23 protein-coding genes and 1 tRNA gene are annotated in these 22,163 nt (G+C 65.9%); 16 read left to right on the top strand and 8 right to left on the bottom strand.

What is annotated here, in order from left to right; translation table 11 throughout:
* Nucleotides 1-20: 20 nt before the first annotated feature.
* Genes CCS01_RS07250 through CCS01_RS07240 form a run of 4 tightly spaced genes read right to left on the bottom strand, consistent with a single transcriptional unit; the run spans nucleotide 21 to nucleotide 2,698 of the window.
* Complete coding sequence (locus CCS01_RS07250; protein ID WP_104518158.1) at nucleotides 21-1,259, bottom strand: UbiH/UbiF/VisC/COQ6 family ubiquinone biosynthesis hydroxylase; 1,239 nt, start codon at nucleotides 1,257-1,259, stop codon at nucleotides 21-23.
* 1 nt (nucleotide 1,260) lies between these two features.
* Complete coding sequence (gene ccmE, locus CCS01_RS07245; RefSeq protein ID WP_104518157.1) at nucleotides 1,261-1,770, bottom strand: cytochrome c maturation protein CcmE; 510 nt, start codon at nucleotides 1,768-1,770, stop codon at nucleotides 1,261-1,263.
* Nucleotides 1,767-1,913 carry a hypothetical protein gene (locus CCS01_RS34150; RefSeq protein ID WP_170114624.1) on the bottom strand — a complete coding sequence of 49 codons (147 nt, stop codon included), beginning with the start codon at nucleotides 1,911-1,913 and terminating at the stop codon, nucleotides 1,767-1,769. Before CCS01_RS34150 ends, ccmE begins: the two co-directional genes overlap by 4 nt.
* On the bottom strand, nucleotides 1,910-2,698 hold the full coding sequence (locus CCS01_RS07240; RefSeq protein WP_104518156.1) for a heme ABC transporter permease: 789 nt from the start codon (nucleotides 2,696-2,698) through the stop codon (nucleotides 1,910-1,912). The genes CCS01_RS34150 and CCS01_RS07240 overlap by 4 nt, the downstream gene beginning before the upstream one ends.
* Before the next feature lie 113 nt (nucleotides 2,699-2,811).
* On the opposite strand from CCS01_RS07240, the gene CCS01_RS07235 reads away from it, so the two are divergent.
* Genes CCS01_RS07235 through acs form a run of 3 tightly spaced genes read left to right on the top strand, consistent with a single transcriptional unit; the run spans nucleotide 2,812 to nucleotide 5,572 of the window.
* Complete coding sequence (locus CCS01_RS07235) at nucleotides 2,812-3,228, top strand: EVE domain-containing protein (protein ID WP_104518155.1); 417 nt, start codon at nucleotides 2,812-2,814, stop codon at nucleotides 3,226-3,228.
* The gene (locus tag CCS01_RS07230; protein WP_104518154.1) at nucleotides 3,216-3,572 is read left to right on the top strand and encodes a Rieske (2Fe-2S) protein; all 357 of its coding nucleotides are present in this window, start codon (nucleotides 3,216-3,218) and stop codon (nucleotides 3,570-3,572) included. Before CCS01_RS07235 ends, CCS01_RS07230 begins: the two co-directional genes overlap by 13 nt.
* Nucleotides 3,573-3,622: 50 nt before the next feature.
* Nucleotides 3,623-5,572: an acetate--CoA ligase gene (gene acs, locus CCS01_RS07225; RefSeq protein ID WP_239992035.1), complete on the top strand. Its 1,950-nt coding sequence runs from the start codon at nucleotides 3,623-3,625 to the stop codon at nucleotides 5,570-5,572.
* Between the two features lie 268 nt (nucleotides 5,573-5,840).
* On the opposite strand, the gene CCS01_RS32590 is transcribed toward acs, so the two are convergent.
* Both CCS01_RS32590 and CCS01_RS32585 read right to left on the bottom strand, forming a co-directional pair.
* Nucleotides 5,841-6,110, bottom strand: coding sequence for a hypothetical protein (locus CCS01_RS32590; protein ID WP_146101599.1), 270 nt, complete (start codon nucleotides 6,108-6,110; stop codon nucleotides 5,841-5,843).
* A complete protein-coding gene (locus CCS01_RS32585; protein WP_146101598.1) occupies nucleotides 6,058-6,300 on the bottom strand; it encodes a hypothetical protein in 243 nt (80 codons plus the stop codon). The genes CCS01_RS32590 and CCS01_RS32585 overlap by 53 nt, the downstream gene beginning before the upstream one ends.
* A 490-nt stretch (nucleotides 6,301-6,790) precedes the next feature.
* Here CCS01_RS32585 and CCS01_RS07220 point away from each other — a divergent pair, with 490 nt between their 5' ends.
* Entirely contained in the window at nucleotides 6,791-7,900 is a 1,110-nt protein-coding gene (locus CCS01_RS07220) for an efflux RND transporter periplasmic adaptor subunit (RefSeq protein WP_158258269.1), read from the top strand.
* 320 nt (nucleotides 7,901-8,220) lie between these two features.
* On the top strand, nucleotides 8,221-11,343 hold the full coding sequence (locus CCS01_RS07215; protein WP_104518151.1) for a multidrug efflux RND transporter permease subunit: 3,123 nt from the start codon (nucleotides 8,221-8,223) through the stop codon (nucleotides 11,341-11,343).
* Between the two features lie 10 nt (nucleotides 11,344-11,353).
* On the opposite strand, the gene CCS01_RS07210 is transcribed toward CCS01_RS07215, so the two are convergent.
* Nucleotides 11,354-11,428, bottom strand: a tRNA-Val gene (locus CCS01_RS07210).
* A gap of 115 nt (nucleotides 11,429-11,543) precedes the next feature.
* On the opposite strand from CCS01_RS07210, the gene CCS01_RS07205 reads away from it, so the two are divergent.
* The 11 genes from CCS01_RS07205 (at nucleotide 11,544) to CCS01_RS07155 (ending at nucleotide 21,614) form a co-directional block, all read left to right on the top strand.
* Nucleotides 11,544-12,011, top strand: coding sequence for a 23S rRNA (pseudouridine(1915)-N(3))-methyltransferase RlmH (locus CCS01_RS07205; RefSeq protein ID WP_104518150.1), 468 nt, complete (start codon nucleotides 11,544-11,546; stop codon nucleotides 12,009-12,011).
* 131 nt (nucleotides 12,012-12,142) lie between these two features.
* Nucleotides 12,143-12,385 (top strand): twin-arginine translocase TatA/TatE family subunit, encoded by a 243-nt coding sequence (locus CCS01_RS07200; protein WP_104518149.1) that lies wholly within the window; start codon nucleotides 12,143-12,145, stop codon nucleotides 12,383-12,385.
* Between the two features lie 151 nt (nucleotides 12,386-12,536).
* The gene (locus tag CCS01_RS07195) at nucleotides 12,537-13,214 is read left to right on the top strand and encodes a class I SAM-dependent methyltransferase (RefSeq protein ID WP_104518148.1); all 678 of its coding nucleotides are present in this window, start codon (nucleotides 12,537-12,539) and stop codon (nucleotides 13,212-13,214) included.
* Between the two features lie 513 nt (nucleotides 13,215-13,727).
* Complete coding sequence (gene coxB, locus CCS01_RS07190) at nucleotides 13,728-14,570, top strand: cytochrome c oxidase subunit II (protein WP_104518147.1); 843 nt, start codon at nucleotides 13,728-13,730, stop codon at nucleotides 14,568-14,570.
* A gap of 62 nt (nucleotides 14,571-14,632) precedes the next feature.
* Nucleotides 14,633-16,228: a cytochrome c oxidase subunit I gene (gene ctaD, locus CCS01_RS07185; protein WP_104518146.1), complete on the top strand. Its 1,596-nt coding sequence runs from the start codon at nucleotides 14,633-14,635 to the stop codon at nucleotides 16,226-16,228.
* A gap of 156 nt (nucleotides 16,229-16,384) precedes the next feature.
* Nucleotides 16,385-17,308, top strand: a complete 924-nt coding sequence (locus tag CCS01_RS07180; protein ID WP_239992038.1) for a heme o synthase — start codon at nucleotides 16,385-16,387, stop codon at nucleotides 17,306-17,308.
* Nucleotides 17,309-17,455: 147 nt separating this feature from the next.
* Nucleotides 17,456-18,073, top strand: coding sequence for a cytochrome c oxidase assembly protein (locus CCS01_RS07175; protein WP_104518144.1), 618 nt, complete (start codon nucleotides 17,456-17,458; stop codon nucleotides 18,071-18,073).
* Between the two features lie 107 nt (nucleotides 18,074-18,180).
* Nucleotides 18,181-19,029, top strand: a complete 849-nt coding sequence (locus CCS01_RS07170) for a cytochrome c oxidase subunit 3 (protein ID WP_104518143.1) — start codon at nucleotides 18,181-18,183, stop codon at nucleotides 19,027-19,029.
* An 11-nt stretch (nucleotides 19,030-19,040) separates the two neighbouring features.
* Nucleotides 19,041-19,400, top strand: a complete 360-nt coding sequence (locus tag CCS01_RS07165; protein ID WP_104518142.1) for a DUF983 domain-containing protein — start codon at nucleotides 19,041-19,043, stop codon at nucleotides 19,398-19,400.
* Between the two features lie 31 nt (nucleotides 19,401-19,431).
* Complete coding sequence (locus CCS01_RS07160) at nucleotides 19,432-20,124, top strand: SURF1 family protein (RefSeq protein ID WP_104518141.1); 693 nt, start codon at nucleotides 19,432-19,434, stop codon at nucleotides 20,122-20,124.
* Nucleotides 20,121-21,614 carry a carboxypeptidase M32 gene (locus CCS01_RS07155; RefSeq protein ID WP_104518140.1) on the top strand — a complete coding sequence of 498 codons (1,494 nt, stop codon included), beginning with the start codon at nucleotides 20,121-20,123 and terminating at the stop codon, nucleotides 21,612-21,614. Before CCS01_RS07160 ends, CCS01_RS07155 begins: the two co-directional genes overlap by 4 nt.
* 84 nt (nucleotides 21,615-21,698) lie before the next feature.
* On the opposite strand, the gene CCS01_RS07150 is transcribed toward CCS01_RS07155, so the two are convergent.
* Nucleotides 21,699-22,151 carry a PRC-barrel domain-containing protein gene (locus CCS01_RS07150; RefSeq protein WP_104518139.1) on the bottom strand — a complete coding sequence of 151 codons (453 nt, stop codon included), beginning with the start codon at nucleotides 22,149-22,151 and terminating at the stop codon, nucleotides 21,699-21,701.
* Nucleotides 22,152-22,163 lie beyond the last annotated feature (12 nt).

Raw genomic sequence — 22,163 nt, 5'->3', positions numbered from 1 at the left:
CGTGTCAGGTAGGCCTGCCGTTACCCGAACGCCGGCAACCCCATCGCCTGCCGCATGAACACGCGCTTCAACGGACCGAAGCGATTAACCCCCTCGATGCCGAGATCGCGGGCAAGGCGCACCAGCCGGCGGTCGGTGCTGAACAGCCGATCGAGCTGGTCCGTCATGCCGAACATCAGCAGATTGTCCGGCTGGCGCATCCGCTGGTAGCGGGCCAGCAGCGCCTCGCTGCCGACGTCGGTGCCTGATCCGGCGGCCTCGATCACCAGGTCCGCCAGGGCGATCGCGTCGCGGAAACCCAGGTTCAGCCCCTGCCCCGCGATCGGGTGCACGCCATGCGCGGCGTCGCCAACCAGCGCCATGCGGGTGTCCACATAGCGGTGCACGATCATCGCCGACAGCGGATAGGACCAGCGGCGGCCGACCGCGCGGATCGCACCCAGGTGGTTGCCCAGGCGCCGGCCGATCTCCCGGGTGAACCGCGCATCGTCCAGCGCCATGATCGGCGGCACGTCCCGGCTGCGCTCGGTCCAGACGATGGCGGAGATGTTCGGCGCGCCACCCGGCTCGGCATCCGCGCTGGGTCCCATCGGCAGGGCGGCGAACGGGCCGGCCGGCAGGAAGTGCTCCAGCGCGGTGTCGTTGTGCGGCCGCTCGTGCGCGATGGCGCAGACGATGCCGGTCTGGTGGTACGGAATCCGCGTCACCTGGATCCCCGCCTGCTGACGCAGCGGCGAGTTGCGGCCCTCGGCGGCGACCACCAGGCGGCACTGGATCATCGTGCCGTCATCGAGGCGCACCACCGCCCCATCCTCGGAGCGGGTGACGCTGGCCTTGGCAGGGGCGAACAGGTGCAGGCCCGGCTGGTTCGGAAACCGCGCGTTCAGGGCCTTGCGCAGCGACCGGGCCTCGACCATCCAGCCGAACGGGCGGGCCTCATTCGTCGCTTCGCGATGGTCGAAATGCAGGTGCAGGCGGGATGGTGCACGGCCGACGCGGCCGTCGCTGACGCGGATCTCCTGGATCGGGTGGGGCGGGACGTCCAGCACGTCCCACATGCCGGAATCATCCAGCAGCGCCCGCGCGCCCGCGGCGATGGCATAGGCGCGGCCGTCGAACGCCGGGTGCTCCATCGGCGGCAGGGCCGCGTTGTCGATGACCGCGACGCTGACACCGGCGCCGGCCAGCCGGCACGCCAGGGTGCCGCCGACCGGGCCGGCGCCCATGATGCAGACCTGTACGGAGAGGTTCTGGCTCATGTCATCCCGGCGGCTGGCCAGAGGCCTGCTTGATCGGCTCGTTCCAGGTGGAGGCCGGCGGCGGCGGTCCGGCGCTGGGGTTCCAGCGGCCCGACTTCTTCAGGGCGTCGGCCACTTCCTTCGGCATGTAGGTCTCGTCGTGCTTCGCCAGGACCTCGGAGGCGCGGAACACGCCGTCCGGCTGCAGGGATCCCAGGACGACGACGCCCTGCCCCTCGCGGAACAGGTCCGGCAGGATGCCCTTGTACACCACCGGCACGCTGGCCTTCTCGTCGGTCACCCGGAACCGCACGCCGGCGGTGCCATTGGCCGCGGTCCGCACGACCGTCCCCTGCTCGACCAGGCCGCCGAGGCGAAGCTGCCGCCCGGGATGTTCGTTCTTGGCCAGGTCGGACGGCGTGACGAAGAACACCAGGTTGTCGCTGAACGCCGACAGGGTCAGGGCGGCGGCCGAACCCAGGCCGATGCCGCAGGCCAGCACCAGGATCAGCCGTTTGCGTTTGCGGGTCATGCGTTTCCTCGATTGCGGCGGATGTCGATCGCCTCCAGCCGGCGCCGGGCGGCACGCACCCGGAACGCGGCCTCGATCCCCAGGACCAGCGGCACGCCGATGGCGATGACATAGGCGCCGACGATAAAAGGCCAGTGGGTCATGACACGGCTTCCTGCTCGGTCGCGGAGGACGCCTGCGCCATCAGCAGCGAGCGGATCCGCCGCTCCATCACCGCCGCGCGGGTCCGGGTGATGGTGATGGCGGCGAACAGCAGCGTGAAGCCGATGGCGGAGAACAGCAGCGGCCACAGCATGCTGGAGGCGATGGTCGGCGCGCCGGTCAGCCCGATGGAGGCCGGCTGGTGCAGCGTGTTCCACCAATCGACGCTGAACTTGATGATCGGCAGGTTGATCACGCCGACCAGGGCCAGGATCGCCCCGGCGCGATAGCCGCGCGTGGGGTCGTCGAAGGCGCGGACCAGGGCGATGTGCCCCAGGTACAGCAGCAACAGCACGAAGACCGAGGTCAGCCGCGCATCCCACACCCACCAAGCGCCCCAGGTCGGCTTGCCCCACAGGCTGCCGGTGGCGAGGCAGACGGCGGTGAACCCGGCGCCGACCGGCCCGATCTCCACCGCGGCGAGATCCGCCAGCGGGTGGCGCCAGACCAGGGAGATGAAGCTGCAGACGGCCAGCGAGAAATAGCCCGCCGAGGCGAGCCAGGCGGCGGGCACATGCACGTACATGATCTTGACGGTGTCGCCCTGCTGCCAGTCATTGGGGGCGAAGAACAGCCCCCAGACCAGGGCGATGACGGTCAGGATGATGCCGGGCCAGTACAGCCACGGCAGGACCTTCCCGGACAGCCGAAGAAACTGGCCCGGGTTGGCGAAGCGGTGCAGCACGTGCCCCTGTCGGGGCGAAGCGGCAGGCGAGCGAGCGTCCACGTGGGTTTCTTACCTTATATGCCGCGGTGGCGGAAGCATTGGTACAGGCATTGAACAAACCTCGCCCCGGATGACAAGATGGCATTGCATGAATGCGTCTGTCCGGAGGCTGGATGAGTGGCTACTGGTTGGTAAAGTCGGAACCCGATGCGTTCTCGTGGGCGCAGCAGGTCGCGAACGGTGTGGAGCCCTGGACCGGCGTGCGGAACCACATGGCGAAGAACAACCTGAAGGCCATGCGCCTGGGGGACCGGGCGTTCTTCTACCACTCGAACGTCGGCAAGCAGATCGTCGGCATTGTCGAGGTGGTGCGGGAAGCCTATCCCGACCCCACCGCCGAGAGCGGCGACTGGGTGTGCGTGGACCTGAAGGCGGTCCGCCCGCTGCCGAAGCCGGTGACGCTGGCCGACATCAAGGCGGACCCGGGCCTTGCGGACCTGCCGCTGGTCCGTCAGTCCAGGCTGTCGGTGATGCCGATCTCGAGGCCGCATTGGGATAAACTATGTCGGATGGGCGGATGGAACCTTTGATCCACAGCAAACTGCGCGCGTTATGCCGGCTGGACGATATCCCCGACAACGGCGCCAAGGGGTTTCCGCCGGATGAAGGCCAGTTCACCGGGCTGATGGCGATACGCCAGGGCAACGCTGTTCATGTCTATCAGAACGCCTGCCCACACATTGGTACCCCGCTGGATTGGGTGCCGGATCGATTTCTCTCTTCCGATGGCCGATTTATTATCTGTGCGACCCATGGTGCCGAGTTCACAATCACCGACGGTACGTGTATCTCCGGGCCGTGCAAGGGTGACCGGCTGACGCTGGTGGACGTGGTGATCCTCGACGGCATGATCCATGTGTCGCCTGGCGCCTGAAAACGCCGCACATCAGGTGTGACCCTTTAGGGATGTTAGGAAACAGGTCCGTGACAGATTTTGATCATACCCACGATCAGGTGTTCCCTGTCCGCCCGGACCTCGCCAGCACAGCGCATATCAATGAAGCTGGCTACCGCGAGGCCTATGATCAGGCGGCGAGCAACCCCGAGGCCTTCTGGGCGAAGGAAGCCCAGCGCGTGGCCTGGATCAAAGCGCCTACCAAGATCAAGAACACCAACTTCACCGGTGACATTTCAATCAAGTGGTTCGAGGACGGTGTGCTGAACGCCTCCGCCTCCTGCCTCGACCGGCACCTGGCCGAACGTGGCGACCAGACGGCGATCATCTGGGAAGGCGACAACCCGAACGACAGCAAGCACGTCACGTACCGGGAACTGCACGAGCAGGTCTGCCGCTTCGCCAACGTCATGAAGGGCCTGGGCGTCGGCCGCGGCGACCGCGTGACGATCTACCTGCCGATGGTGCCGGAAGCGGCCGTGGCGATGCTGGCCTGCGCGCGCGTCGGCGCGATCCACTCGATCGTGTTCGGCGGCTTCTCGCCCGACAGCCTTTCGAACCGCATCCAGGACTGCAACGCCACGCTGCTGATCACGGCCGACGAAGGCCGCCGCGGCGGGCGCAGCGTGCCGCTGAAGGCGAACGCCGACAAGGCGCTGGCATCCTGCCCGAGCGTGAAGAACGTCGTCGTGGTGAAGGTCACCGGCGGCAAGGTGGCCATGCAGCCGGGCCGCGACCACGACTATGCGACGCTGGTGGCGGACGCCTCCCCGGTCAACGAGCCGGAGCCGATGAACGCGGAGGATCCGCTGTTCATCCTGTACACCTCCGGCAGCACCGGCCAGCCGAAGGGCGTGCTGCACACCACCGGCGGCTACCTGGTCTGGGCGAGCTACACGCATCAGAACGTGTTCGATTACCGCCCCGGCGACGTCTACTGGTGCACCGCCGACGTGGGCTGGGTCACCGGCCACACTTATATAGTGTACGGCCCGCTGGCCAACGGCGCGACCACGCTGATGTTCGAGGGCATTCCGACCTACCCCGACGCCAGCCGGTTCTGGCAGGTGATCGACAAGCACAAGGTCAGCATCTTCTATACCGCGCCGACCGCCATCCGTTCGCTGATGCGCGACGGCGAGGGCCCGGTGAAGAAGACCGCGCGCACCTCGCTGCGCCTGCTCGGCAGCGTGGGCGAGCCGATCAATCCGGAAGCCTGGCTGTGGTACTACCATGTCGTCGGCGACGCGCGCTGCCCGATCGTCGACACTTGGTGGCAGACCGAGACCGGCGGCATCCTGATCAGTCCGCTGCCGGGCGCAACGGCGCTGAAGCCGGGCTCGGCGACGCTGCCGCTGCCGGGGGTCCGGCCGCTGCTGGTCGACGGCGACGGCAAGGAACTGACCGGCGCGACCGAGGGCAACCTGTGCCTGAGCGACTCCTGGCCCGGCCAGATGCGCACGGTGTACGGCGACCATGCGCGGTTCAAGCAGACCTATTTCTCGACCTTCCCGGGCCTGTACTTCACCGGTGACGGCGCGCGGCGGGATGCGGACGGGTACTACTGGATCACCGGCCGCGTCGATGACGTGATCAACGTCTCCGGCCACCGCATGGGCACGGCCGAGGTGGAAAGCGCCCTGGTCGCGCATCCGAAGGTCGCCGAGGCGGCGGTTGTCGGCTTCCCGCACGACATCAAGGGCCAGGGCATCTACGCCTATGTCACCCTGAACGCCGAGGAAGAGCCGACCGAGGAGCTCCGCAAGGAACTCGTCGCCTGGGTGCGCCAGGAGATCGGCCCCATCGCCTCGCCGGACGCGATCCAGTGGGCGCCGGCGCTGCCGAAGACCCGCAGCGGCAAGATCATGCGGCGCATCCTGCGCAAGATCGCGGCCAACGAGACGGAAAGCCTGGGGGATACCTCGACGCTGGCCGATCCGGCGGTGGTGACCGAACTGGTGCAGAACCGCGTCGGGTAACCCATCGGCTGCTGCCATACGTCGCCTGACGACGGGCCACGTCCAGATCGCCTGGATGTGGCCCGTTTTCGTTTCCGGCGGAAAGACGGTTCATTGGCGGGCGAACCCGGTGCAGACCGGCGTTTTGTCCCGGTTCGCTGGAATGCATGCGTGGCGCATGGCATGATAAAGGGATGCGCTGATCGACGTGTGCGGCCATCATCCAGTTGGGCTTGAGAGGTCAGCGCCGAACGAGGCGGCCATAGCGTGCCGGGATGTCAGCCTGCTCCTAAAAGACGTTGGTAATGACCATTTCGCCTTTGCTGCGCTTGTAGGTTATCCAATAGACACGAAGGTTTATCCATCGAACACCGGGACGTGACAGACTTGTGTATGTCGCTGGATAGGTTCGGTACCGGGTATTCGGATCATCAACGGCTGCTTCTGCCGCAATAATGGCCTGCCGCAGATTCCAGATAGCTTCGGGACGCTGCTTCTGCCGAAAATCATTTTTGAGATCGTTGATTTGCCGCCGAGCTGTTTCGGCTATCTTCGCCATGGCCAACCTCGCCGCCCAGCCCGTCGTTGGCCATTTCCGCCAAGGCCGCGTCGAGATCGCCGATCACGTCACTGACCGGCACGACACGCCCCAGCCGGATATCGTCAAGCCCGCGTTCCAGCTCTTCCGCCCACCCCGAAGGAGGAGAGCGACCTAAGGTTGTGCTCTCTTTAATGTCTTTCCAACGCATGTTGAACTCCGGCGGTATTCACCTCTTTGCCACCTTACCACTCGCTGGCGCGGCAGTCGAATGGGTCGCTGCTTGATGATTGGTGGGGCGTTCCGTCACGCGATAAACATACCGGACCAGCCCTATCACCGCACAGATCGAACAGAGCTTGATCCAACGGGCTGTTCAGGCTGCTACCAGGGCCTTCACGCTGGCGTTTGTTTCCAAACTGATCGGTGATGGAGTGATATGGGAACAAGGAGCGGGTGCTTGTAGCCCGGTTGGTCCTGATGACTGTGGCATGCTCGTCCGGGCATGAAGGGCTTGGGGGAAATTACCGATCCGCCGGAGCCGGCGCACCGGCCCTTCCGTGTCATGGTGGCCGCAGGGCCGCATGACGGTCGGGGCGTCCTTGCCACAATGGGAGCGGTCATTCTGCATCAGACCCTGAGCAATATTGGAGTGAGCGATGGCGGACACGAGCCGTAACATGGTTCGGATGGGGAGGAGCGTGCTTGCCGCAGTGGCCGCGTTCGCCGTTCTCCTCGCCCCGTGCATCGCGGCCGCCCAGCTGGAGACGGCACCGTCTGCGATCCCGGTCGTGGCCGCCAAGGTGACTCGCCAGGACGTGCCGATTTGGCTGCACGGTCTCGGCACGGTCCAGGCCTACTATTCCGTCCAGTTGCGGCCGCGGGTCGATGGGACGCTGACCCGGGTGCCGGTCAGGGAAGGCCAGGATGTCAGGAAGGGCGATCTGCTGGCCGTCATCGACCCGCGCCCCTATCACGCGACCCTGGCCGCCGCTCTCGCCAGGAAGCAGCAGGACGAGGCGCAACTGGCCAACGCCCGGGCGGACCTGGCGCGCTACGCGGCGCTGAGCCGGAGCGACTTCGCCTCGCACCAGCAGGTCGATACCCAGCGGGCGATGGTCAACCAACTGGTCGCCACGCTTGCGGGTGACGATGCGCAGATCGAAACCGCGCAGCTCAATCTCAGCTTCTGCTTCATCACGGCGCCGTTCAATGGCCGGGTCGGCCTGCGCAATGTCGATCCGGGCAACGTCGTCCACTCGGCGGAGGCGACGCCGATCATGTCGATTGCCCAGGTGCAGCCGATCACGGTCACCTTCACCCTGCCGCAGGACTCGCTGCCGGCTGTTACCCGGGCGATGGGGCAGCATCCGGTCGAAACCGTCGTCTATGCCGACGACGACAGGACCGAGCTCGACCGCGGCGTGCTGCTGACGGCCGACAACACGATCGACAGCACGACCGGGACGATCAAGCTGAAAGCGGACATGCCGAACAAGCAGCGCCTGCTCTGGCCGGGCCAGTTCGTCCATGTGGCGTTGCTGCTGGGGATAGACCGTGATGTGGTCGCCGTCGCGGCGGCGGCCATCCAGCATGGTCCCGACGGGCTGTTCGTCTATCGGGTCGGGCCGAATGACGTCGTGGCGATGCAGCCGGTGGAGGTGGCCCGGCAGGAGGGCGATCTTTACGTCGTTTCGAGCGGACTGCTTGCCGGGGACGTGGTCGTGACGAACGGCCAGTCCAGGCTGCAGTCCGGCACGCGCGTCGCCGTGCGGGAGGCACCGGCGGAACCGGCGAAACCGGGCACCTGAATGGATCTGCCATGGAAATGCGGATCCGCAGGCGCCGGTGGTCGGGCGAAGGGAGGCCGGTCGTCTTCCCCCCGATCGTCATGGCCCGGCTTGTCCGGGCCACCTATTCCAGCACGTGTGCCGCGACAGGTGGCCCGGACAAGCCGGGCCATGACGATCGGGGAACGCCGCGGCGGACCGTTTCCGAAATTCGTGCATCCCGTAGGGACACGCCCGGCCATGACGAGGGGGCGACGGACGGCAAGGCGACGGCCTCGCCCATCTCCCGCCATCGCGGTCCCGGCTCGCCGGTTGACTAACCTCGTGGAGAAGCCCTTCGCATGAGCATTTCCACCCCGTTCATCCGCCGCCCGGTCGCGACGTCGCTGCTGACTGCGGCCCTGGTCCTGGTTGGCCTCGCCGCGTACCCGTTCCTGCCGGTCGCGCCGCTGCCGCGGGTCGATTTCCCGACCATCATGGTCTCCGCCCAGCTGCCCGGCGCCAGCCCGGAAACCATGGCCAGCACCGTGGCCCAGCCGCTGGAACGGCAGTTCGCGCAAATGTCCGGGCTGAGCGAGATGACGTCGGTCAGCGTGCTGGGGCAGACGCAGATCACGCTGCAGTTCGACCTGGACCGCAACATCGACGCGGCGTCCAGCGACGTGCAGGCCTCGATCAACGCCGCCAGCGGCCAGTTGCCGAAGGACCTGCCCTCCAGCCCGGACTACTGGAAGGTCAACCCATCCGACTCGCCCATCCTGATCATCGCCGTGCAGTCGGACGAGCTGCCGCTGATCACGGTCGACGACTACGCCGACGTTGTGCTGGCGCAGCATGTGTCGCAGATCGCCGGCGTGTCCGGCCTTTACATCGGCGGCGAGCAGAAGCGCGCCGTCCGCGTCCAGGTGGATCCGGCCAAGCTGGCGGCGATGGGCATGACGCTGGAGGACGTGCGCCACGTCCTGGTGAACGCCACGGTGGACGCTCCGAAGGGCACGATCGAGACGCCGAAGCGGGCCTTCACCATCTACAACAACGACCAGCTGACCAAGGCGGCGGAGTACGACAACGTCATCCTGGCCTGGCGCCACGGTGCCCCGGTGCGGGTGCGCGACATCGGGCGGGCCGTCGACGCCCCGGAAAACCGCCTCATGACCGCCTGGCAGAACGGCAAGAAGGGCCTGCTGCTGGTGATCTTCAAGCAGCCCGGCGCCAACGTCATCGACACCGTCGAGCGCATCAAGGCCACGTTGCCGCGCCTGGAAGCCGCGCTGCCGCCGGCCATCCACGTCAGCGTCATCATGGACCGGACGCAGACCATCCGCGCCTCGCTGGCCGAGGTGCAGTTCACTATGATGCTGTCGATCGCCCTGGTGGTGATGGTGATCTTCCTGTTCCTGCGCAGCGCCTGGGCGACGATCATTCCCTCGGTCACCGTGCCGGTGGCGCTGATATGTACTTTCGCGGCGATGTACCTGCTCGGCTTCAGCCTGGACAACCTGTCGCTGATGGGCCTGACCATCGCCGTCGGTTTCGTGGTCGACGACGCCATCGTCATGCTGGAGAACATCTACCGGCACATCGAGAGGGGCATGAACCCGATGGAGGCCGCCCTGAAGGGCGCCGCCGAGATCGGCTTCACCATCGTGTCGATCAGCCTGTCGCTGGTGGCGGTGTTCATCCCGCTGCTGCTGATGGGCGGCATCATCGGCCGGCTGTTCCGCGAGTTCGCGATGACGGTCTCCGTCGCCGTGCTGGTCTCGGCGGTCGTGTCGCTGACGCTGACGCCGATGATGTGCTCGCGCTTCCTGCGGCATGGCAGCGGGCGGCACAGCCGGGCCTACTGGATGGTCGAGCGCTTCTTCGACGCCATGGTCGCCGGGTATCGCCGCACCCTGGATGTCGCCCTGCGGTTCCGGTTCGTCACCCTGATGGTGTTCCTGGCGACGATGGCCGGCACGGTCTACCTGTATGTCGTCATCCCGAAGGGCTTCTTTCCGGAGCAGGACAACGGCCTGGTGGCCGGCGTGACGGAAGGGGCGCAGGACATCTCCTACCAGCAGATGGTGCAGATCCAGCGCAAGCTGAACGCCATTATAGGCGCCGATCCGGACACCTTGTCGTATGGCGCGACGGTGGGCGCCGGTTCGGCCGGGGAGACGGAAAACAACGGGCGCATCTACATCGCGCTGAAGCCGTGGGACCAGCGGGTTGGCGGCTCGGCGCAGGACTACATCGCCCGGCTGCGCCCGAAGCTGGCGACGATTCCGGGCGCCGCGGCGTTCCTGCAGGCCTCGCAGGACATCCGCGTCGGCGGCCGGCTGACCAAGACCGAGTTCCAGTACACGCTGCAGGACGCCGACATCGACGAACTGTTCCAGTGGGCGCCGAAAGTGCTGAAGAAGCTGCAGGGCCTGCCGATGCTGCGCGACGTCACCAGCGACCAGCAGACCGGCGGCACCACCCTGACGATGACCATCGACCGCGACGCCGCCGCGCGGTTCGGGGTGCAGCCGCAGGTCATCGACGACACGCTGTATGACGCGTTCGGCCAGCGGCAGGTCACGCAGTACTTCAGCCAGGTCAACACCTACCACGTGATCCTGGAGGTCACGCCGGACGCGGCGGGCGACCTGGCCACGTTGAACAACCTGTATGTCCATTCGACGACCGGCCAGACGGTGCCGCTGTCGGCGTTCGCCAAGTGGACGACGGTGCCGGTGCGGCCGCTGTCGATCAGCCACCAGGGGCAGTTCCCGGCGGTGACCATCTCGTTCAACCTGGCGAAAGGCGTGGCGCTGGGGCAGGCGGTCGATGCCGTCCACGCCGCCATGCTGGACATGGGCACGCCGGTGGCGCTGCAAGGCTCGTTCCAGGGGACGGCGCAGGCGTTCCAGAGGTCGCTGTCCGGCCAGCCCTACCTGATCGCGGCGGCGCTGGTCACCGTGTACATCATCCTGGGCATCCTGTATGAAAGCTACATCCTGCCGCTGACGATCCTGTCCACCCTGCCCTCGGCCGGCGTCGGCGCGTTGCTGACGCTGATGGCGTTCCACTACGACATGACGGTGATCGCCCTGATCGGCATCATCCTGCTGATCGGCATCGTCAAGAAGAACGGCATCATGATGGTGGACTTCGCCATCACCGCCGAGCGGCGGGACGGCGCGGCTCCGCTGGCGGCGATCCGCCAGGCCTGCCTGCTGCGGTTCCGCCCGATCCTGATGACGACGATGGCCGCCATGCTGTCCGGCCTGCCGCTGATGCTCGGCAGCGGCACGGGGTCGGAGCTGCGGCGCCCGCTGGGGTTCGCCATGGTGGGCGGGCTGGCGCTGAGCCAGATCCTGACATTGTACACCACCCCGGTGGTGTACCTGTACCTCGATCGGCTGCAGCACTGGCTGGCGCCGCGCAAGGCACGGGTGCCGGCGCTGGCGTCGAAGATGGGGGCCGAGGCGGATTGAAGGGACGGACTGGTGGGCGCGACAGGGATTGAACCTGTGACCCCTACCGTGTCAAGGTAGTGCTCTCCCGCTGAGCTACGCGCCCGTCCGTTCGGGAAGCCGTGTTTAGCCGCGAGCGGAACGCTCCGCAAGTCCGGAACGTCATGTTTCGGTCTATTCCCGGCGATGAATCTTCCGTCATTCAGAAAGTATGCCGCCTGATGCACATCATCGCCGTCGGACGCCTGCGCGCCTGCCCGGAGGCCGAGCTGCTGGCCCGCTACAGCGCGCGGCTGCGGCCGCCGCCAACACTCGTCGAGGTGCCCGAAGCACGCGGGACTCCCGTCGTGGTCAAGCGGCAGGAAGGAGCTGCATTGCTGGCCGCCCTGCCGCGCAATGCCTTCGCCGTGCCGCTCGACCCGCGCGGCCGCGCGCTGGACAGCGAAACCCTGGCGGCCCGGCTGCGGCAATGGGCCGAACTGGCCCGGCCGATCGGCTTTTTGATCGGGGGCGCCGAGGGTCTGGACCAGGCGGTGATCGAGCGGGCCGATTTCGTGTTGTCGCTGGGTGCCATGACCTGGCCGCACTTCCTGGTCCGCGCCATGCTGGCCGAGCAACTCTACCGGGCGCAGGCGATTGCGCTTGGCCACCCCTATCACCGCGCCGGCCGACCCGACGGGGTATCATGAGAAGCTGTTAAACGGCGCTTGCATCGTTCGCCGACTCGCGCCATGTCACCCCCGGACGCCCACAACAACGACGAGCGGGATGAACGTGCTCGCCTGCAAGATCTGGTCGTCACATCGGTTAAGGAGGATTTATGGGTAGCTTCAGCATCTGGCACTGGTTGGTGGTGCTGGCGGTGATCCTTGTGCTGTTTGGTGGCGGCAACAAGATCAGCGGGTTGATGGGCGACTTCGCCAAGGGCATCAAGGCGTTCAAGAAGAACATGGCCGAACCCGACGACGTCTCGCTGGAGGATGCCAGCACGAAGCCGACCGGAACGATTGCCGGACCGGAAGCAGCGTCGGCAAGAACCCGTGAGACTTCTACGACACATTAGTCTTACGTTGGTTTAATTCTCACCAATTCCGGCGCCGGTGCCTTGCACAGGCACCCACGGTCATCTATGGCGTTGGATGACTGCTTAGCAATTCGGCATGCGGTACGGCTGTGACGCTGTGGCGCCCGTGCATGAGAGTACCTGGCGGCTGATGAATCATATGCTCCCAAAGAACACCACGGCCCCTGTCGAGCAGTTCGTACCGATTGCGGCCCTGGACAGTGCTTCGATCGTCGCAGCGTACCGGCGCTGGGCAAACGTCTATGACACCGTGTTTGGCGGCGTCTCGTCATGGGGCCGGCGGCGGGCTGTGTCGATGGTCAACCGCCTGCCCGGCACCGACGTGCTGGAGGTTGGGGTCGGCACCGGCCTCGCCCTGCCGCACTACAACCGCGACAAGCGCATCACCGGCATCGACCTGTCCGCCGAGATGCTGCGCAAGGCGCGGGAGCGGACCCGGCGCGATGGCCTGTCGCACGTCAAGGCGCTGCACGAAATGGACGCCGAGGCGACCAATTTCGCGGACGACTCGTTCGATATTGCGGTTGCCATGTTCGTTGCGTCGGTGGTGCCAAATCCACGGCGCCTGCTGGCCGAGATGCGCCGGCTGGTGCGGCCGGGCGGCAATATCCTGATGGTCAACCACTTCGCCGCCGCCAAGGGTCCGCGTTGGTGGCTGGAACGTGCGATGGCCCCGGCGTCGCGGCGGCTTGGCTGGCATCCGGACTTCGCCATGGACGGCATTTTCTCGCCGGAGGACCTCGCGCATATCGAGGCCGAGTCCGTGCCGCCGGTTGGCATCTTCACGCTGGTTCGTCTGCGCACCTGATAGAAGGTGGCGATTGCGCTGGCCGTCCCATACGTATCAGGATCGGGCGTACGGCGGAGCAAGGTCTTCTCCCTCACCGTCATGGCTGGGCGTGTCCCGGCCATCTGCGCACGAACGGCGCGGGGTGGATGGCCGGGACACGCCCGGCCATGACGGAGGGGCAACGGACCGGGCGCCAAATCCTTCTCCAGCCGCCGTCCTATCCTGATACGGATGGGGACACGCCCGGCCAGGACGGTGAGGCAACTTGAAATGACCGGCTGAACGGCCGGTCCCCATCCTACAACTTATCCTGAGGCATCCACCCGCGCCCACAGGGCGAATCGCGGGTCCGTGCCTGTGTTTTCCTGATTCCACAGTGTCGCTGCGCGGGCATTCCGGTGTTGGCCGCGAAAGGTTGATCGCTGCGCTCAGGTTTGGGCAGGCGAAGCCGGGAAAGGGTCATGTTAAGACCCGCCCGCAGAAAACGCATGCCAGCGATCAACGCATGCAGCGAACTGGGATGGTTAAACGATGCGGATATTGAAGTGGCTTCGTACGATTGCAGCCGGCGGGATCCTGAGCCTGTCACTGGTCCCCTACGCTCTGGCTCAGGGCGTCGTCGGAAAGCCGCAGCCCTGGGAGATGGGCATGCAGCGCTCCTTCAGCCCGATCAAGGATCGCATTATCGAACTGCATGACCTGGTGCTGGCGATCATTACGGTCATCACGCTGTTTGTCGCCGCGCTGCTGGTCTGGGTGATGGTTCGTTACAACTCCAAGCGGAACCCGACGCCCAGCCAGACCAGCCACAACACGGTGCTGGAGATCGCCTGGACCGTGGTGCCGGTGCTGATCCTGGTGATCATTGCGATTCCGTCGTTCCGGCTGATCTACTACCAGGACCGCACGCCGAACCCCGACATGACCATCAAGGTCACCGGGCACCAGTGGTACTGGACCTACAGCTATCCCGACCAGGGCAATTTCGATGTGGACAGCCACTACATTGATGATGCTGACCTGAAGCCGGGCCAGTTGCGGCTGCTGGCCGTGGACAGCCCGATGGTCATTCCGGTCGGCAAGAAGGTCCGCATCCTGACCACCAGCACCGACGTGATCCACAGCTTCTTCGTCCCGTCCTTCGGTGTGCAGCGCTACGCGATCCCGGGCCGGACGATCGAAACCTGGCTAGAGGCGGACAAGATCGGAACCTTCTACGGCGAGTGCAACCAGATCTGCGGCCAGAACCACAGCCGGATGCCGATCGAAATTCATGCCGTATCCGAAAGGGATTTCAAGGCGTGGGCCGCGCAGGAAAAGAAGGCGGCCGCCTCGGCCTCGGTGGCGCAGCCTGCGAAGCTTGCCGCCAGGTGACGGCCTGAATCAACCAATACGGGGCGCCGGCGGCATTGCTGGCGTATCAGGGGAGAGACACAATGGATGCCACTTCCGAGGCCCACGCCCACGATCATGGGCATGACCACAAGCCGGGGTTCGTCACCCGCTGGCTGTTCAGCACCAACCACAAGGACATCGGCACCCTCTATCTGTGCTTCGCGGTCATCGGCGGCCTGGTCGGCGGCATATTGTCCGAGATCATGCGGGCGCAGTTGCAGTTCCCGAACAACCACATCGTGTCCAACGGGCAGGAATGGAACACGATCATCACGACGCATGGCCTGCTGATGATCTTCTTCTCGGTCATGCCCGCGCTGATTGGCGGCTTCGGCAACTGGTTCATTCCGCTGATGATCGGCGCGCCCGACATGGCCTTCCCGCGCCTGAACAACATCAGCTTCTGGCTGCTGCCGCCGGCGTTCGTGCTGATCTGCATCGGCCTGCTGATGGGCGAGTCGGGCTCGGGCTGGACGCTGTATCCGCCGCTGTCGAGCTCGATCTACGAGCCCGGCATGGGCATGGACTGCACGCTGTTCGCCTTGCACCTTGCCGGCATCAGCTCGCTGCTGGGAGCGATGAATTTCATCGTCACCATCTTCAACATGCGCGCCCCCGGCATGACGCTGCACAAGATGCCGCTGTTCGTCTGGTCGGAGCTGGTGACGGCGTTCCTGCTGCTGCTGGCGGTGCCGGTGCTGGCCGGGGCGATCACCATGCTGATCTGCGACCGTAACTTCGGCACCGCGTTCTTCGATCCGCAGGGCGGCGGCGACCCGGTGCTGTTCCAGCACCTGTTCTGGTTCTTCGGCCATCCTGAAGTCTACATCATGATCCTGCCGGGCTTCGGCATCATCAGCCACGTCATCTCCACGTTCAGCAAAAAGCCGATCTTCGGCTACCTGGGGATGGTGTATGCGATGGTGGCGATCGGGGTGGTCGGCTTCGTGGTGTGGGCGCACCACATGTTCATTTCGGGCATCGACGTGAACACCCGCGCCTACTTCATGGCCGCGACGCTGGTGATCGCCGTGCCGACGGGGGTCAAGGTTTTCTCGTGGATCGCAACGATGTGGGGCGGGTCGGTCGAGCTGAAGACGCCGCTGCTATGGGCCATCGGCTTCCTGTTCGTCTTCACCATCGGCGGCGTCACCGGCGTGGTCTGCGCCAATGCCGGCATCGACCAGGTGATCCACAACACCTACTACGTGGTCGCGCACTTCCACTACGTGCTGTCGCTCGGCGCGGTGTTCTCGATCTTCGCCGGATTCTACTACTGGATCGGCAAGATGTCGGGCCATCAGTATCCGGAATACTGGGGCAAGGTGCATTTCTGGCTCACCTTCATCGGCGTCAACCTGACCTTCTTCCCGCAGCACTTCCTGGGCCTGTCCGGCATGCCGCGGCGCTACCCGGACTATCCGAATGCGTTCGCCGGGTGGAATTTCGTTTCGTCCCTGGGCGCCTATATCGGCGGCATCGCCTTCCTTGTCTTCCTGTACGTCGTCTACCGCACCTTCACCTCGAAGGAGCATGTGGCCGACAACTACTGGGGCGAGGGCGCGACGACTCTTGAATGGATGCAGACGTCACCGCCGGCGTTCCACACCTATATGGAACTGCCACGCGTATCCTGACGTCCAGCCTGCTGCGCCGGCAATGGCCGGCGCAGAACTTCGGGCCGCAGCCGGTGCTTCGGCGCCGGCCCGGCAACGAGAACACGAACCGGGAACCCAAGAGTGAGTGACGTTACGTCATCGAGAATACAGGCCGGCGAGGTGGTCGCACCCACGTTGCCCGGTCCCCTCGCGCAGCCGGGCGAGGCGTTCTTCGAAACCGATTACCGCGACTGGATCGCGCTGCTGAAGCCACGTGTGCTGACCCTCGTCGTCTTCACCGGGCTGATCGGGCTGATCGTCGCTCCGGGGCACCTGCACCCGGTGCTGGCCTTCACCGCGATCCTGTGCATCACCGTCGCCGCCGGCGCCTGCGGCGCGATCAACATGTGGTATGACCGCGACATCGATGCGATCATGCACCGGACCCGCCGGCGGCCGATACCGGCCGGCCGGATCGAGCCCGGCGCCGCGCTGGGCTTCGGCGTGACGCTGGCGGCAGGGTCGGTCATCCTCATGGGCCTGGCGGTGAACATACCGGCAGCGCTGATCCTGGCCTTGTCGGTCTGCTTCTATGTCTTCGTCTATACAATCTGGCTGAAGCGCCGCACGCCGCAGAACATCGTCATCGGCGGCGCGGCGGGCGCGTTCCCGCCGGTCATCGGCTGGGCGGCGGTGACCGGCTCGGTCGACCTGGTGCCGCTGATCCTGTTCGGCATGATCTTCATCTGGACGCCGCCGCATTTCTGGTCTCTGGCCCTGTGGGCGAATGACGACTACCGGCGGGCGGGCGTACCGATGCTGCCGGTGGTCTCCGGTGCGCGGGAGACGCGGCGGCAGATCCTGCTGTACACGACCGTTTTGGTCCCGTTGACGCTGGCGCCGTATGTCGTCGGCTTCAGCGGCCTGCCCTATGGCATCACCGCCGGGCTGCTCGGCCTTGTCTTCCTCCATAAAGTCTATCGCGTCATGGCCGATCGGCAGGACGCGACGGGCAGGAGTTTGACAGGGGACAAGCCGGCCAAGGCCGCGTTCAAGTATTCGATCTACTACCTGTTCGCGCTGTTCGGCGCGCTCGCCATCGATCGCCTGATGGGCTGAGCCATGGCAAGGGAATTTCCGGTCAAACCCATGTCACAGGAAGCAGCACGGCGGCGGCGCGGCCGCAACTGGGCGATCTTCATCGTCCTGCTGGGATTGTGCGCCCTGTTCTATGCCATCACCATCGTCAAAATGGCGCACTGGTAGATGAACGGCAGCAGACGCAACACCCTGATGGCCGGCGGACTGGCCGCCGTCATCGTCGGCATGGTCGGCATGTCGTTCGCCGCCATCCCGCTGTATCGCCTGTTCTGCGCCGCGACCGGCTTCGGCGGAACGCCCAGCATCGGCCCGGCGGCGGCGCCGGGCGGCAACGGCCAGACCATCCGCGTGCGCTTCAACGCCGACACCAACCCGGCGCTGCCGTGGAAATTCGCGCCCGATCAGAAAGAGGTCAGCCTGAACCTGGGCGAGCAGCAGGTGGCGTTCTACCACGCAACGAACGAGGCCGCCCATCCGGTGACCGGCATGGCGCTGTACAACGTGACGCCCGAGAAAGTCGGCAAGTATTTCCACAAGACCGCCTGCTTCTGCTTCAACAAGCAGAGCCTGGCGGCGCATCAGGGCATGGAATTCCCTGTCAGCTTCTGGGTCGATCCGGCGATACGCCAGGACCCCAGCACCAGCGACGTGCAGGTGATCACATTGTCCTATACGTTCTTCCGCTCGCTGGAGGATGCCGCGGAGACGGGCGCGCTGGCGAAGGCCGGGCCGCATGTCGGGCCGCTGTCCGCCCGGGCCGCGGAACGGCCGGACGCAAACTGATCGTAGCGCGTCTGTTATCCCGGCTCGGCTTGAACCGGCCGGGGAACTGGCGATGATGCGATAGCCGGGTCGGGCGGTTTCCCCGGCAACTAGTTTGAGAGTGTGGCATGAGCAGCGACGTGCACGGATCGACAGTATCGATCAGTTCGGGCTTGAAGCAGCCTTATCATCTTCCCAACCCGAGCCCCTGGCCGATCATCGGCGCCATCGGTGGATTCGGGATAGTCTTCGGAATTGTCCTGGCCGCGCATTACGGCAACTACATCGTGCTGATCCTGGGCGCGCTGACCGTGCTGACCACGATGTTCTTCTGGTGGCGCGACGTGGTGCGCGAAAGCCGTACCCCCGGCGCGCACAGCCCCATCGTCCGCCTGAGCCTGCGCTACGGCATGACGCTGTTCATCGCCAGTGAGGTCATGTTCTTCGTCGGCTTCTTCTGGGCCTATTTCAACTTCCTGATCTTCCCGCACACGCAGGGTGACGGCCAGACGGTATGGCCGCCTTCGAACATCCATACGTTTGCTCCGTTCCATCTGCCCTTCCTCAACACGATGATCCTGCTGCTGTCGGGCACGACGGTGACCTGGGCGCACCATGCGCTGCTGGAGAAAAACCGCCGCGACCTGCTGTTGGGCCTGGGCCTTACCATCCTGCTGGGCATGTCGTTCACCGTGTGCCAGGCGATCGAGTATTCGCATGCGCCGTTCAAGTTCAACGGTGGCGGCGTGTATCCCTCGACCTTCTTCCTGGCGACCGGCTTCCACGGGTTCCACGTCATCGTCGGAACGATCTTCCTGATCGTCTGCTGGTTCCGCGCCAAGGCCGGCCAGTTCACGCCCGAGCGGCATTTCGGCTTCGAGGCGGCGGCGTGGTACTGGCACTTCGTCGACGTCGTCTGGCTGTTCCTTTTCACCTGCATCTACTGGTACGGGGCCGGCCAGATCGCGCCGGAGTAAGGCCCGTTCCCATGGCGGAGCCTTCGATTTCGCTGGTCCAGGCCGCCTTGCGCTGCCGGTGTCCGCGATGCGGCCAGGGCAAGCTGTTCACCGGGGTGCTGACTTTGCGCCCCGCTTGCCCGGTCTGCGGCCTGAACCTGACGCAGGCCGACACCGGTGACGCCGGCGCCGTCGGCGTCATCATCGTGCTGGGGGCGATCATCATCGTTCTGGCCTTCTGGGTGGATTTCCGGTTTTCGCCGCCGTTGTGGGTTCACGCGATCCTGTGGCCCACAGTAACGATTCCGCTGGCGATCCTGATCATGCGCCCGGTCAAGGCGGCATTGGTCGCCGCCCAGTATCATACGCGATCATCCGAGATGGACCTGTGACAACCCCCGCCATGACGCGGAGGCGCCCGGCATGAGGTCACGTAACCGACGCTTCCTGGCCCCAAGCCTTGCTGCCCTGTTCATGCTGCTCGTCCTGATCGGCCTTGGCACCTGGCAGGTCTATCGCCTGCACTGGAAGGAAGGCATCCTGGCGCAGATCGCCGCCGCCGAGGCCGCGCCACCGGTGCCTCTGGGCCCCAGCCCGGCGCCATTCACCAAAGTGTCCGTCACCGGCATTTTCCTTTACGACCTCGCCATGCAGTATGGCGTCGAGGTCCGCGACACGCCGGCCGGGACCACCATCGGCTCCTACCAGATCGTGCCGTTGCAGCGGGAGGCCGCGCCGCCGATCCTGGTGGACCGCGGCTGGATTCCGGACAAGCGCGACAGGGCGCTGGACGATCCGGCCGGACAGGTCACGCTGACAGGCTATGTGCGGACGGGCGACAAGCCGCACTGGTTCAGCCCTGCGAACGACCTTGCCACCCGCCATTTCTACACGCTCGAACCCGAGGCCATGGCGCAGGCCGTGGACCTGAAGGGCGTGCCGCCGTTCGTTCTGGTCGCCCTCGGGCCGAGGACGTTCGCCACGTATCCGGAGCCGGCCTCGCATCTGCCGCGGCCGCCGAATAATCACCTGTCCTACGCGATAACGTGGTACGGGCTGGCGGTGGTGCTGGTGGTGATGTTCGCCGCCTGGATGCGAAAGGCTTTGCGGGAATGACGGAACGATCCGCGTACGAACGGCTGAAGGCGCGCTTCGGCCTGGCCGCCACCATCGGCGAATGCGCGTCGATGCTGAACTGGGATGCGGCGGCGGTGATGCCGCCGGGCGGGGCGGCGGCGCGCGGCGACCAGTTGGCGCTGCTGGCCGTGCTGCGCCACCAGCACCTGACCGCGCCGGAGGTGGCCGACGACCTGGCGGCGGCCACGACGGACAATGCCTGGGACGCGGCCAACCTGCGGCTGATGCAGCGGATGTACCGCCGCGCCAGGGCGCTACCGGCGTCGCTGGTGGAGGCGCAGACCAAGGCGGCGTCGGCGTGCGAGAAGGTCTGGCGCGTCGCCCGCCAGCGCGCCGACTATGCCCTGGTGCGGCCGCACCTGGCCGAGGTCGTGCGCCTGACCCGGGACTCCGCCGCCGCGCTGGGCGAGGCCCTGGGCCTGACGCCGTACGACGCGCTGATGGATGAGCACCAGCACGGCATCGGCGCCGCCGACGTCGAGCCGATATTCGCTGCGTATGAAACATTCCTGGCGGAGACGCTGCCGGCGGTCGAGCGCCGCCAGGCCGCGGAGCCGGCTCCGGTGCGGCCGCAGGGTCCGTTTCCGGTCGTGGCGCAGCAGCGCCTGTGCCGGGCGATCGCCGAGGGACTTGGGCTGGATTTCGACCACGCACGGCTGGACGAGTCGGCCCATCCGTTTTCCGGCGGGACGCCGGCGGATGTGCGCATCACCACCCGCTATGCTGAGGATGACTGCACCCAGGCGATCCTGGCTGTCGTGCACGAGACCGGTCATGCGCTGTACGAACGCGGCCTGCCCGCCGCTTACGCCCGCCAGCCTGTCGGCGAGGCCGCGGGGATGGCGGTGCACGAAAGCCAGTCGCTGATCGTCGAGATGCAGGCGTTCCGATCGGATCCGTTCCTGAGCTGGCTGGGCGGGCGGCTGCACGAAACCTTCGGCGGCGATCCCGCCTGCTATCGCCTGGAGAATCTCGGTCGGCTGTGGCGCCACGTGGCGCGCGGCACGATCCGTGTCGATGCCGATGAGGTGACCTATCCGGCGCATGTCATCCTGCGGTTCCGGCTGGAGCAGGCGTTGGTCAGCGGGCAGCTCGACGTGGCCGATTTGCCGGGGGCGTGGAACGACGGCCTGAAGGCGCTGCTGGGCATCACGCCGCCGAACGACGCCGAGGGGTGCCTGCAGGATATCCACTGGTACGACGGCGCGTTCGGATATTTCCCCAGCTACACGCTGGGTGCGATGTCCGCGGCGCAACTGATGCAGGCGGCGCGCGAGCAGGTTGCCGGGCTGGACGAGGCATTCAGCCGCGGCGACCTGTCGCCGTTGCTGGCGTGGCTGCGGGTTCATGTGCATCAGGTGGGCAGCAGCCTGGGCATGAACGCGATTTTGCAGCGGGCGACGGGACGTCCGCTCGATCCGTTGGCGTTCCAGACGCATCTGCGGCGACGCTACCTGGGTTGCGATTGATACGGAACGGTCTAGCGCCAGGTCGTTGGTGTATCGTCATGGCCGGGACACGCCCGGCCATGACGGAAACGCATCAACCGCCGCTCAGCGGACAGCGTAATGATACGCCGGCATCGCCGCCAGCTTGTTCTCCGTCGCGCCCGGCAGGATGACGCGATTGCCGATGTTGCCGCTGGCGGGGGCTATTTCCATCTTGTCGAACGGCACCGCGACCGTCTTTGCGCCGATGCCCAGGATGCCGCCGACATCGATGACCACCAGCAACGACCTGTTCGGGCTGATGACGAGGTCGCCGACACTGCCGACCTTCTGGTTCTTGTCGTTGTAGACGGACGATCCGATGATCTGGCTGGCACGCATGCCGCCGCTTGCGGTCAGGATGTCATTGCTCGCCTTTGGAGCGGGCAGGCCGGCGCCTAGCGCGTTCTGGGTGACGGGTGCCGCGAGGCCGGGGGTTGGCTGTGTCACCGGCGTCTTCGCCAGAACGGGCGTGGCGACGGCGACCGCCAGGAACGAAATGCCTGCCAATTTCAGCATCGGGCTCCTCCT

This window comes from Rhodopila globiformis, from assembly GCF_002937115.1.
Classification (GTDB): domain Bacteria; phylum Pseudomonadota; class Alphaproteobacteria; order Acetobacterales; family Acetobacteraceae; genus Rhodopila; species Rhodopila globiformis.
Note: the sequence above shows the minus strand (reverse complement) of the source record. Positions and strands in the feature narration are given on the sequence as shown.

Coding starts and splice junctions, on each gene's coding strand:
- CCS01_RS07215 (WP_104518151.1), top strand. CDS start 8,221: ATGAGCATTTCCACCCCGTTCATCCGCCGCCCGGTCGCGACGTCGCTG.
- ctaD (WP_104518146.1), top strand. CDS start 14,633: ATGGATGCCACTTCCGAGGCCCACGCCCACGATCATGGGCATGACCAC.
- CCS01_RS07165 (WP_104518142.1), top strand. CDS start 19,041: ATGGCGGAGCCTTCGATTTCGCTGGTCCAGGCCGCCTTGCGCTGCCGG.
- CCS01_RS07235 (WP_104518155.1), top strand. CDS start 2,812: ATGAGTGGCTACTGGTTGGTAAAGTCGGAACCCGATGCGTTCTCGTGG.
- CCS01_RS07230 (WP_104518154.1), top strand. CDS start 3,216: ATGGAACCTTTGATCCACAGCAAACTGCGCGCGTTATGCCGGCTGGAC.
- ccmE (WP_104518157.1), bottom strand. CDS start 1,770: ATGACCCGCAAACGCAAACGGCTGATCCTGGTGCTGGCCTGCGGCATC.
- CCS01_RS07205 (WP_104518150.1), top strand. CDS start 11,544: ATGCACATCATCGCCGTCGGACGCCTGCGCGCCTGCCCGGAGGCCGAG.
- coxB (WP_104518147.1), top strand. CDS start 13,728: ATGCGGATATTGAAGTGGCTTCGTACGATTGCAGCCGGCGGGATCCTG.
- CCS01_RS07195 (WP_104518148.1), top strand. CDS start 12,537: ATGAATCATATGCTCCCAAAGAACACCACGGCCCCTGTCGAGCAGTTC.
- CCS01_RS07250 (WP_104518158.1), bottom strand. CDS start 1,259: ATGAGCCAGAACCTCTCCGTACAGGTCTGCATCATGGGCGCCGGCCCG.
- CCS01_RS07175 (WP_104518144.1), top strand. CDS start 17,456: ATGAACGGCAGCAGACGCAACACCCTGATGGCCGGCGGACTGGCCGCC.
- CCS01_RS07160 (WP_104518141.1), top strand. CDS start 19,432: ATGAGGTCACGTAACCGACGCTTCCTGGCCCCAAGCCTTGCTGCCCTG.
- CCS01_RS07170 (WP_104518143.1), top strand. CDS start 18,181: ATGAGCAGCGACGTGCACGGATCGACAGTATCGATCAGTTCGGGCTTG.
- CCS01_RS32585 (WP_146101598.1), bottom strand. CDS start 6,300: ATGCGTTGGAAAGACATTAAAGAGAGCACAACCTTAGGTCGCTCTCCT.
- CCS01_RS07150 (WP_104518139.1), bottom strand. CDS start 22,151: ATGCTGAAATTGGCAGGCATTTCGTTCCTGGCGGTCGCCGTCGCCACG.
- CCS01_RS34150 (WP_170114624.1), bottom strand. CDS start 1,913: ATGACCCACTGGCCTTTTATCGTCGGCGCCTATGTCATCGCCATCGGC.
- CCS01_RS07200 (WP_104518149.1), top strand. CDS start 12,143: ATGGGTAGCTTCAGCATCTGGCACTGGTTGGTGGTGCTGGCGGTGATC.
- CCS01_RS32590 (WP_146101599.1), bottom strand. CDS start 6,110: ATGGCGAAGATAGCCGAAACAGCTCGGCGGCAAATCAACGATCTCAAA.
- CCS01_RS07155 (WP_104518140.1), top strand. CDS start 20,121: ATGACGGAACGATCCGCGTACGAACGGCTGAAGGCGCGCTTCGGCCTG.